This is a genomic window from Pseudomonas defluvii (assembly GCF_001695625.1).
Lineage (GTDB): Bacteria > Pseudomonadota > Gammaproteobacteria > Pseudomonadales > Pseudomonadaceae > Aquipseudomonas > Aquipseudomonas defluvii.
This window is the reverse complement of sequence record NZ_MBPN01000138.1, coordinates 1-10,400: the sequence shown is the minus strand read 5'-3', so window position 1 is coordinate 10,400 and position 10,400 is coordinate 1. Positions and strand designations below refer to the sequence as shown.

At 54.7% G+C, this 10,400-nt stretch carries 12 protein-coding genes and 2 pseudogenes; 6 read left to right on the top strand and 8 right to left on the bottom strand.

The features are described from left to right. Positions 1 to 99 precede the first annotated feature (99 nt). Positions 100 to 339, top strand: a pseudogene (locus EKA13_RS24060) (HNH/ENDO VII family nuclease); the annotation flags it as partial. Between the two features lie 15 nt (positions 340 to 354). After that, positions 355 to 762 carry an SMI1/KNR4 family protein gene (locus tag EKA13_RS24055; protein WP_065761661.1) on the top strand — a complete coding sequence of 136 codons (408 nt, stop codon included), beginning with the start codon at positions 355 to 357 and terminating at the stop codon, positions 760 to 762. Positions 763 to 1,092: 330 nt separating this feature from the next. Here the strand turns inward: EKA13_RS24055 and EKA13_RS24045 are convergent. After that, positions 1,093 to 1,363 (bottom strand): annotated as a pseudogene (locus EKA13_RS24045) (BrxR family helix-turn-helix transcriptional regulator); the annotation flags it as partial. A 117-nt stretch (positions 1,364 to 1,480) separates the two neighbouring features. Here EKA13_RS24045 and EKA13_RS28495 point away from each other — a divergent pair. The 4 genes from EKA13_RS28495 to EKA13_RS24025 all read left to right on the top strand — a co-directional run bounded on the left by EKA13_RS28495 (position 1,481) and on the right by EKA13_RS24025 (position 4,399). Beyond that, positions 1,481 to 1,699 carry a hypothetical protein gene (locus EKA13_RS28495; protein ID WP_065761659.1) on the top strand — a complete coding sequence of 73 codons (219 nt, stop codon included), beginning with the start codon at positions 1,481 to 1,483 and terminating at the stop codon, positions 1,697 to 1,699. A 161-nt stretch (positions 1,700 to 1,860) separates the two neighbouring features. Next, positions 1,861 to 2,376, top strand: coding sequence for a protein NO VEIN domain-containing protein (locus tag EKA13_RS28490; RefSeq protein ID WP_065761658.1), 516 nt, complete (start codon positions 1,861 to 1,863; stop codon positions 2,374 to 2,376). Next, positions 2,373 to 3,713: an AAA family ATPase gene (locus tag EKA13_RS24030; RefSeq protein WP_065761657.1), complete on the top strand. Its 1,341-nt coding sequence runs from the start codon at positions 2,373 to 2,375 to the stop codon at positions 3,711 to 3,713. Before EKA13_RS28490 ends, EKA13_RS24030 begins: the two co-directional genes overlap by 4 nt. Further along, entirely contained in the window at positions 3,713 to 4,399 is a 687-nt protein-coding gene (locus EKA13_RS24025; RefSeq protein ID WP_065761656.1) for a retron system putative HNH endonuclease, read from the top strand. Before EKA13_RS24030 ends, EKA13_RS24025 begins: the two co-directional genes overlap by 1 nt. Before the next feature lie 6 nt (positions 4,400 to 4,405). Here the strand turns inward: EKA13_RS24025 and EKA13_RS24020 are convergent, their stop codons facing one another. From EKA13_RS24020 to EKA13_RS23990, 7 genes are all read right to left on the bottom strand, one after another. Beyond that, positions 4,406 to 4,951 (bottom strand): hypothetical protein, encoded by a 546-nt coding sequence (locus EKA13_RS24020; protein ID WP_065761655.1) that lies wholly within the window; start codon positions 4,949 to 4,951, stop codon positions 4,406 to 4,408. Next, positions 4,948 to 5,976, bottom strand: coding sequence for a hypothetical protein (locus EKA13_RS24015; RefSeq protein ID WP_065761654.1), 1,029 nt, complete (start codon positions 5,974 to 5,976; stop codon positions 4,948 to 4,950). Before EKA13_RS24015 ends, EKA13_RS24020 begins: the two co-directional genes overlap by 4 nt. Before the next feature lie 149 nt (positions 5,977 to 6,125). After that, positions 6,126 to 6,368, bottom strand: coding sequence for a hypothetical protein (locus EKA13_RS24010; protein WP_065761653.1), 243 nt, complete (start codon positions 6,366 to 6,368; stop codon positions 6,126 to 6,128). Positions 6,369 to 6,625: 257 nt separating this feature from the next. After that, complete coding sequence (gene radC, locus EKA13_RS24005; protein WP_065761652.1) at positions 6,626 to 7,123, bottom strand: RadC family protein; 498 nt, start codon at positions 7,121 to 7,123, stop codon at positions 6,626 to 6,628. A 51-nt stretch (positions 7,124 to 7,174) separates the two neighbouring features. Continuing rightward, positions 7,175 to 8,089 carry a recombination directionality factor gene (locus EKA13_RS24000; protein WP_065761651.1) on the bottom strand — a complete coding sequence of 305 codons (915 nt, stop codon included), beginning with the start codon at positions 8,087 to 8,089 and terminating at the stop codon, positions 7,175 to 7,177. A gap of 76 nt (positions 8,090 to 8,165) precedes the next feature. Next, on the bottom strand, positions 8,166 to 9,170 hold the full coding sequence (locus EKA13_RS23995) for a YqaJ viral recombinase family nuclease (protein WP_065761650.1): 1,005 nt from the start codon (positions 9,168 to 9,170) through the stop codon (positions 8,166 to 8,168). Between the two features lie 75 nt (positions 9,171 to 9,245). Then, positions 9,246 to 10,214, bottom strand: coding sequence for a DUF932 domain-containing protein (locus EKA13_RS23990; protein WP_065761649.1), 969 nt, complete (start codon positions 10,212 to 10,214; stop codon positions 9,246 to 9,248). Between the last annotated feature and the right edge of the window lie 186 nt (positions 10,215 to 10,400).

The window sequence follows — 10,400 nt, the reverse complement described above, 5'->3', positions numbered from 1 at the left end:
CCATTTGCTGTCATCCTTTCGAGGACGACAGCTTAAACTACCCCGTAGTCACTGTCTCAAAAGGTGGATCCACTATAGTTTGGCAATACCAACCTTGAGCGTATGCAGATGGGCAAGGCGCCGCTGGATGCCAATGGCAGGCCGATTGAACTCCATCATATCGGCCAGAAACAGGACTCTCCCCTTGCTGAACTGACCTGCAGCGAGCACCGCGGTAATGGCAATGACAATGTGCTTCACAACAAGCAGAAAGAGTCAGAAATAAATCGGGAAGATTTCGATAAAGAGAGAAAAGATTACTGGAAGGCACGAGCCGAACAGATCGAAAACCAGCAGTGAGTGCGAGTCCTACTTATGAAGACATTAGAAAATCTGGTCAATAAGCACCAAGCCAATACACGCCCTGCAGATCCAGACAGCATCATTGCTCTGCAGCAAGACCTCGGGTTTATGCTTTCTCCCGAATATAAATCTTTTCTGTCAACATTCGGTGTAATTGTTTTCGATGCCTATGAAACCTATGGTCTCGGAATTCCAAAAGAGTATTACCTGCACGTTTTCACGAGCTACAAGGATCTTTCCAAGGATCCAAACTACCCCACACAGGCAGTACCTCTGCTTGATATAGGGGACGGCCAGTATTACCTTTACGATAACCAGAGCAAAAAGGTCCTTGTGTGGGCAACACCCAATGGCGGTGTGGTTCGAGTACTAGACGACAGCCTAGAAAGCTTTTTGATCCACCATGTTTTTGCTGAATAGTAACGTGCGCGGTATTGGAGTTCACGTGATATCCAAGACCGCACTACTCCGGTAGACAGGAAAAATCCAACTGCGGAGGCTATCAGCTTCGGATGAAGAACCAACTGAGTGTAGGGCGACTGAAGCCACACTCAGTTTGGGACCGGGAATGTCATGATGGCAAGTCGACCTCGATTTTTCTCGATGGCTCTTGCCTGCTAATCGAGTCAAGCGCAGCACCGGACTATGCCAAGGCGCTTAGCGCCAAGGAGACAGCGGTCAGTGCGGCGTCCACGGTGCAGCCGCCTACTGGAGCACTGATCCATGGCATTCCTACCGAAGGCTCCGACGGTAGGCGCTGGCGTTGTCATCGATGAACAGCGGTTTATAGGTCTTGCTCGGCACGTAACCTTTTATCTGCTTGTCGTATGTAAGGTTTTGGGGCGCATGCTACAGCGCTGTAGGTATTAATGTCTTTCGATGCCTGCTGCCGACTGATACCAAAGCTCTGTATCAGGTGCCCCGTAGTCAGCCGGCCTTCCCACCAGGCTACGGTTTCAATCAGGCGATAGCGAAAAGCTAGGTCCCAGCGAACCTGTTCGATGGATTGTTTGCGTTTCATGCCCTCTCCATATGCTCGAATTCTTTACCTGCATAAGTCTGCATTCTGGACGTGTCTTTTTTAATTACATATCGTCTTGCTGTCTTCTGAATTTCCGAGCTGTATGGAGGGGCGAATATGGTTGCGTGGGATACGGTTTCTATAGGTGCATTGCTGTTGATGGGGGCAATCTTGCTAGTGCTTGTACTCCAGTGCCTGGGGCTACGCGAGCACTGGAAAATGGCTCTCGACTTCAAAAGGGATGTGCGTTGGGCTCGCATTTGGGAGATGGAAAATCAGGAGCTGCGTTCAGCACTGCGGGCTGAGAAAGCACACATTGAGCAGCTGCAAAGGTAGCTATTGATCCTGCAAGAGCTGCTTCCGACTGAGGGGTAGCCGATAGCAGGTTCGCCCAAAGACCAAGCTCCTACTGACCCCATGATTTCTGAGAGGGTCGAATGACGAGGTCAGCTGCATTCAAGTAGACTGATAAATTCGACGAATTTGTGGAAGCTTAAATGGTCAAGCTGGAGGACATCACAAAAGACGCTCAGATTCGTGGCCTGCATCGCGACGGGGTTGTTAAAGTCGTCAGTATCGACAAGGTCGGTGACTCGGCAATCAGTGCCGTTTACCAGAAAAGTGCCGGTGGTTATGGCGACCAGATGCTTTTTCGCAGCGACGAGTCCCGTTTTGAGCTGGCCCAGGCAAGCAAAGCTTGGGCGTTAGGTGTCCCAGGTATCACTGTACGTCTACCGGTTGCTGCCGATGGCTGCATCGGGGACGACCGTTATATTGAGGTCAAAGGGCGCGTCAAGGGCTCAACTACAGTCATCAAGAACGAAAACTTTTCCAGCTACAACCAAGGCGAGAAAAACATCCTCGCCATCGTGTTGGTGGATGGTGAGCAGGTGGACGGTCCTTATTACATCAAGCACCCATTTAAGAGTGAGCCGGAGTTCGGTGTTGGCAGCGTCAACTACGAGTTGAGTGAGCTGTTGTCCCGAGCGATTAAGCCAGAGGAAAGCCTGTGAATTTAGAAAACCTGCGACTACAGAACTATCGGCGCTTCGAAGCTTTCGAGATCGACTTTCATCCCGAGCTAACTGTCATTGCTGCTCGCAACGGCCAGGGTAAAACCACCATTCTGGAAGCTATTGCTGCTGCCCTTGGTCCCTTCGTCGGTGCTTTTGATTTGGGCAAGTCTGAACACATTCGCCGCACGGATGCTCGTTATGGAGTGTTGTGGGGGGCTGATGGAGGTTTTGAGCAGGAGCAGAACTTTCCAGTCATTATCGACGCCGCACTCAGCACACCTAGCATCAAGTGGCAACGCGCATTGATGAGTGCCAAGGGGCGGACAACAGTTAAGGAAGCCGCTCCGCTAGCAGAGTGGGGCAAGGCGTTGCAGAGCCAGTTGCGTGCGAGCGCTGAGACACCTTTGCCTGTCATTCGCTACTACAGCTCCAAACGGTTGTGGGTCAGTCATAAGAACGTTGCCACCAAGGCCATTCTTACCGAAAGCCGTACGGCAGGTTATGAGGACTGTCTGTCGTCGCTTTCCAGCTTTGTACAACTGCAGGAGTGGATGAAAAAGGCTTCGCTCGCTGTCATTCAGCATCGCACCCAGCCAGGGTACGAACATTCCAATCTGGAACCGCGCCTGCAAGGTATTGCTAACGCAGTCGATACTGTCATGGCCAGCGAAGGCTGGAGCCATTTTCATTACAGCGTGGTCTTTGACGAGTTGGCCATGGTTCATCCTGACCACGGCGCACTTCCCATTAGTCTGCTGAGCGATGGTGTGCGGGCCATGATTTCCTTGGTTGCTGATCTAGCCCTGCGCTGCGTGCGTCTTAATGGCTACATGCGCGAACGCTCACCCCTGGAAAGCACAGGAATCGTGCTGATTGACGAGGTGGATTTGCACTTACATCCAGCTTGGCAGCAGCAGGTGGTGCACAGCTTGCGTCGCGCTTTTCCGTGTCTGCAGTTCATAATTAGCAGTCACAGCCCGCAGGTGCTCACCACTGTTAAACGCGACAACATTAAGGTGGTATTCAAGGACGGCCAAGGAAAATGGCAGGCGCAGGCGCCGGATCAGGAGATTCTCGGCATGGAGAGCTCAATTGCTCTTAATGACATTATGGGTGTAAACCCTATTCCCCCTGTGGATGAGGCGCAGTTGATCGCCGATTACACAGCCGCCATTGAAAGTGGTCAGCATGAGACCTACGACGCTAAGGTTGTGCGTGGGAAGCTGCTGGCCATTTATGGCGCGGCGCATCCTGTACTGCGTGATGCTGATCGGCTGATTCGCTTTCAAAGCTTCAAGGTTCGCCAGTCGAGCAAGCCTGGGGGGCAGGATTGATGCATAAGCTTGATCGCACCAGCGTTACGCCTCCAGCCTGCTTGGATGCCTACGACTACCGAACTCAGAAATGGAAGGATCTTGGCTCGGAATGTAAACGAGAGTTGCGTGCAGCACTGGTTCAGATGCAGGGTATCCCAGGAGTGACCACGCCAGATGCTAATGAATATGGACTGCGCTGTGCCTACTGTGAAGGGACGATCTTTCATGAAGGTCATATCGAGCACTTTCGCCGAAAAAATCCTGCGCATTATCCGGAACTGACTTTCGCATGGCCGAATCTCTTTTTGGCATGTGGTGCTAGCTCACATTGCGGTCACTACAAAGACCGTCCGGGGGGGGCAGTCTACAACTCTGATCATCTCATCAAGCCCGATGAGCATGACCCTTCAGACTTTCTTCACTTTCATTCCTACGGCGATGTGCGTGTTCGTAGTGGCTTGAGTGCGGAGAATGCCCACCGAGCAGCCGAGACCATTCGCGTATTTGGACTAAATGAGAGTGCACTTTCAGGGGCGAGGGCTAAGACTCTTTCGTTTTATAAGACGAAGGTTCTAGACGACCTCGGTGAGTTGGCCTCTTGGTCGCTGGAGGATCGGCAGGCCTATTTGGTTGGCGAGCTAGAGGCAACCCGTTGGGAGCCCTACGCGACCACAATTCACCATTTCCTGCAGAGCAGCATTTAATGACTGCTAACTGTCGTCCTTTGGTCGAGGAACATAGTTTGATTGGTTCTTATATCCCTCGGTAGTTTCGAGGTGCTGCTTCTCGCTGTCAGTATGAGACTTCACGATGTCTGCTGGTACGAAAGAGAGAACAACGGTCCACAGCTGCCACAGCGTGAGTGAGGCTAGTACCCCATAGGAAACACCGCGCAATGGCACGGTATGCGGTAGTAGTAGATCGAGGCGCTTCAGCAGGGGAGCAACCATACCGATGAAGAGAATGATGCACAGGATTGCCGTCGAGTGAACGATCGGCGTGAAAAGCGTGTTCATTCCGCCGTTGCTGCTGACTGGAGCGCCTTCAGCCTTTTGAAAGGACATTCTCAGGCGCTCTGGATAGATGATCGCGAGCCAAGCGCCAACAACGGCGAAGATGATGGAGGCAGTAGTTCTCAGAGCCTCAAATAGTGGCCATTGCTCCGAGAAGGGGACACCACGACCGAGTACGATCGCAGTGGCAACCAGAGCAATGGACATTCCCCAAGCGAGGCACTTGAGCGCAGTTTTTTTCATTCAATTAGCCGCAATATTTCTACCCGATGATCAGTCAGGGCCTTCAGTAATGACTGAGAATTCACAACCTCCAGGTTGTTTTGTTCAACGTCCAGCTGGAACTCCTGTCGCGCCAGGGAATGACTGAGCCAGTGAATATGCTGCGATGATCCTTTAAGCTTGAAGCCGTAATCATCCCATTCGCGGTCATGCCCCTCATTCCAAGCGATAATCATAGCTTCGATATCCTCGCGAGACAGCTGCGCAGGAAGTTCATATTGGACTTTCACCTGGTCTGGACGGTGCTGAGGCTCTCGCATGTGCGTCCACTCCAGGAAATGCTGCCAACGATCAAGCTGCTCTGGGCGATCAAGCTTCAACGTGGTTTTGCGCAGGACCTTGCGAACAATTTCCGCATTTTTGAGGATGAGCTCATGAGCCCCCGGCTTCTTAAACAGCTGAGTTCTAAAGCGGGGATTCAAGTCTTGTACCACACCACCAGGAGCTTCTAGGTATCCGGCGACTTCGACATCCACGCCAGGCTGTGGATCGGTCCAAGCTACATGCTTGGAGGACGTCCCCAAGAACGACTCCATGTATTGCTGCATAGGTTTCTGGCCCGTAACCAAATGCTGAAAGCGAATGCTGGCAAAAACATTTCGAGATGGGATGAACCAGAAGTAGGTCGCAAACCCAGGTATGCCGCCCTTGGGGAGATCGTTCATAACCACTTCTGCGTTGCCGACATTGGATGTGCCAATCGCGGCAGCGACCTTGCCCTCTGTGGCTGGCGTCTGATTCCACATCGTTACAACGCAGCTGTCCTCTCCAGACGTGATGTCCATAAGGTACGCAGGGAGAAAATCAGCACCATCAACTGCTTCGTAAGTTTTCGTAGCCGCGAGTTGTTTGCCATTGCTCCAGCCAGCCAAATCGACAAGCGTGCTCTGTAAGTTTCCGAAGGCAGCAACATCTGCCTCTCCTCTCGGGTAGTAACCACACTGAAGAGCGCGGTAAAACGTGATCTTTGCCTTCTCAACAGCCACTTACTCGCTCCTTCGGTTCCAAGCCTGGATCTCGATTCAAGCCTTGCCTTTATTCACTAGCTCACTCAATAGCATCTACGCCAGCGCGTCCTCAGGCAGCCTCCCCAACTGGGTCGAATTACTGCCGGTCATGGTGAGCGACACAGCTGTCACACGCGGCTGTGCCTGGCCTGTTCGCCAAGCTGCCAAATGTTGCGTTTTTCCAGCAGGTTTTTCAGTTCGACCAGGTTGTACATGCCAAGGCGATGAAAATTGCCCCAGCTCGGTATACCAAACAGGTTGTAGATGACCACGGTGGCATCGCGTTCGCTGGCAAGACGCTTTTCCCCGCTGAGCTTTTCGGCAGCAGCGTCGGCTTCATCTCGGTCGTCGTAGGTGTTGAGCAGTTTCATCGGTGCTTGGTTGAAATTCAATCGGGCGTTGGATTCTGCCTGACTGGCAAAAAAAAGAACATCAGCGGGATCTGTTCAAGTGAATTAGCCCCGTTGCAGCCAACTCAGTATCCAGCACGGCTAAAGCGCGACGATGAGCAGCGGTGGAAAGCGGAGCCCCAGAATCACCAGCAGCAGGAGTGCCAAGCAGTCCGCGAAGATGCCAGCGAACATGACAGCCGCAGCCAAGACGCGAAATAGTGTCATTTTTCTTCTTCTCACAAATAGCCTTGTTCCGCCAGCGACACGCAGCCTTCGCGGCCCACGATGATATGGTCTAGCGTCCGTACCCCGACTAGATTTAGTGCCTCCCTCAGTTTGTGGGTCAAGTTGCGGTCCGCCTGGCTGGGCTCTGGGTCGCCGGAGGGATGATTGTGAACCATGATGATGGCCGCGGCGTTGTGCTCCAGAGTGTTCTTGACCACTTCATGCGGGTACACAGTGGCACTATCCAGAGTGCCTCTGAACAGTTCTCTAAAGCCTATGACCCGATGTTTGGAGTCGAGCAGCAGCAGGGCAAAGACTTCATACTCGTGGTACTGCAGCAGCGTTCGTAGGTGGCTGAAGACCTGCTTCGGCTCAGTCAGTGCCTGGCCTTTAGACAGACGACTCATGGCCAGTTGTTTCGCCATCTGCAGGATGTCGGCCTCGGTTACAGGTGATTCCATGATGTAGGTGCCACTCGCCTCACGGGCTTTGAGCTTGTGATATTTCATGACGGTACTCCTGTACGAATGGGGAGCAGGCTGGAGAGGTTGAGGAGAGCGTTACTGAACGGAAGGCCTAGCGCTGTGCTCGATAGCTTGAGCCTCCAGTTTCTGAGCCAGTGATCGCTTTGAAGGCGCTGTCGGTTGGGGCTCTGCGTTGCTGGATGGGGCTTCAACAGCGGGAAAGAACTCCTCGACAATGGTGCCACTGTCCTCCTCGCTGTCTTCAAAAGCGCCATTGTTAAAGCCCTGCCGGGCTGCGTGATCCAAGGCGCTCTGGTCAAAGCCCGAGGCTTGCCGGGTTTCCTCCAGTTGCTTGGCTGCCAATAGGGCGTCTTCTAAACTCAGTTCACTGCGTACTGTGATATCGACGTAGAAGATTGGTGTGCCATGGCTCTGACGGGTGGATTTGCCGCGCAGACGCAGTTCCAGCGGTAGGCAGGCCAGGCGATTGCCAGAGATGGCTTGCAGGTAATGCAGTCGCGCTGCCAAGGTGCGGATGCTGTTGAAGCCAGTGGTTCGGAAGATAAAACTGCCCAGTGGGTCGTCATCGCCAATCACCACGTTCAGCCGACCGTAAGGCTTGCAGGCATTGCCTTGGGCCAGTGAGCAGCCATTGGGAGAAGGGCAGGGTAGCGACTGGATGCCGTCCTTTGTCAAACGCTTGCAAGTGTCACCATTGCCGACGCACAACGGCCTGCCGGTAGTACGGTCGAACAGGCTGTAGTCCGCGCGAAAGTTGAGGTCCGGTTCGTTGAACAACAAGCGGATCGGAATGCTGCGCAGCTTGCCGTCCTGGCCATTGCGGAGCTCCTCATTGAGTGGATGTAGCAACCAGCCGTCACGGCTCTGGACTTGTGAAGTGATGGTGAACTGATCGTCTTTCTCGGGTAGACGCTTGCCGTGTTTCTCGACGACCTTGCCGATGGAAATGCGCCCGAGTACCGGTGGGGTGATGGCTAAACCTTTGAGCATGGTGGTACTCCTTGATCTGAAAATAAAAAGCCACCGGGGCGTGGGCGGTCCAGGTGGCTAGGGTGAGGAGAAAGCTTTAGCCAATCAGGAAGCGACGGCTTCCGGCTTTGGCCTTGGGATAGCGGGCCTGCAGGTACGGTTTGTCTTTGAGCATCTGTTCGACATCCAGACCAATGCTGTCCTTGGACTTCTTCCAACTGATGTAGCCTTCGGCAAACTCTGCGCGGGTGGCGTCCCCCATGGCCTGCTGCAGAACCTGCTTGAGCTGCGCTTCACGTGTCTCCTGCTGGGCAATGTGCTGGCGAACAGACTTGAGTTCCAGGAAGGTGCTGGCCAGCTCTGTGTGCTGGCTGAAGTCCAGGGTCTGTCCGTTATCTTCAGGGTAGAGGCAGCGCAATGCCGCTTCCGCAGACGCTGTGCCATCGGCCGGTGGCGGTGTGTCACTGACGACGTAATCCCAGAACAGCCGCTCCAGATCAATCAGTCGTGCAATCAGTGTCTCGTCGCGTGTGATGCGATGGATTTCCAGGTGCTGACCACCGAGCAGGACCGCCACATCAGCGGCCTGCTTGCCAGTGACGGCGAGCTGGTGCATGACTTGCAATTGCACATACTCGGGCACGCCTTCTTTCCAGAGGCGTGCCCCGTTTATGCCGGCAGTCTTGCATTCGAGGATTTGCACCTCTGGGGCGCCGATCACCTCGCGGTCGATATTGGCGAGCATCCAGGGCAGCGCCGGATCGGGATGCTGTAGCACCGCGTTGATCCGCCGAACCTTGTGCTGGCTGCGCTTGCTGTAGTGCCAGGCCACGATGGGCTCCAGCACATTGCCCCAGTACAACGGGTTTTCCTCATCCTGAGGATCGGCCTTGGGCATGCTGGCATCGCGGCCAGTCTTCTCCAGCCACAGCTCCAGCTGCGACTTGTACGGATTAAGGCCGACCGCAGCGGCGGCGTCCGAACTGCCGATGCCCTGCTTGCGGATCTGCAGCCAGTCTTCGCGGGGCAGCTCTTTGGTGCTGACCAGGCGCAGGGCAGGGCGGGCTTTGCGGGTGCTGCCATTCAATGACGTTGCTTTCATCGTATTCACCTGCAGACATAAAAACGCCCGACCAGCACAAGGCTGACCGGGCGCAAGGGTTGATGTGAGTGAGAGTTAGGCGGCGAGTTGCAGCGCGGCATCCAGGGCGCGTTGCTTGATCTGCGCCCCCTGACCAAACCAGGCCGAGTCCAGGCGGTACTCGTTACTGCGGGCACGGCGTTCGTGGTCAACATACTCGGTCACGGCATTGAGCAGGCCCCAGGCCGTGCCGCGTGCCGAGTCCAGCTGGCTGCCGCGACCACGGCCCTCGTATAACTCCTGGACTTTGCGTAGCGCGCGTTCGTTGGGCAGTACTTCCGGTAATTTGGCGGTTGGATTGGTTTCACACAGAACGTTCATGAAGAAGCCCAGGGCCTCATGCCACTGCACCTTACGATCAGCCAAAGCCCTCATGCGGTACATAAACTCGTCCCAGCCAGAGACGGCGATGCCCAGTTGCCTCTTCACCGTCTGCGGGTCAAAGCGAGTGCTGTGCGGTACCTTGATCGCCCGGCTGCTGCCGTCCAAGGCGATGGTCAGAGTATTGTTGCACACCACCCGCACCGTGGTTGGCGTTGCTGTGGTGGCCAGGGTGCCGTCACAGGAGGTGGCCAGCAGTAGGTAGCCGTTGACCTGATCGTTGCCCTTGAGGGTTGCATCTTGCCCGGTACGCGCCAGTGCCCAGAATTTGCGCCCGCCCTTGAGCACGCCGGCCGTTTCCAACTCGTAGCCAGAGATTTCGGTGAGATCGCGGTAGAACTCCAGCACCTCGCGCGGCTGCACGGTGTGATAGCGTTGCGAGACCACCGACAGAGGGGCCTTGGTGTCGGAACGGAAGAGCACCTTCTGCTCAGGGAAGGAGTGGATAGCGCCCAGGTGGCCGACCGCGTCCGACTTGAAGTGCACTGGGCTTTCCAAAATCTTCCAGTCCATGCCAGCTTCACGTTGCCAGACTTCGATAGCTTGTTTGCGGGGCAGGTTGTTGCCCAGGCCATGCCAAGGGGTGGCTCCGGCGTAGGCCATGGTTTCGATGAGATGTGCCATTGGAGTGATTCCTTGCGAATGAATGGGAAAGGGCGTCGTTTCAGCAAACGACGTCTGATCACAACGGCTTAACGATTGACGCTGAAGCTGTAACCACACTCCAGGCATTCGTAATTAGCCAGCACCTTGTCATCAATCTGCTCACCCAGCGTGGCTCCGGCTATCCCGCCCGCTACCCCGCCAAAC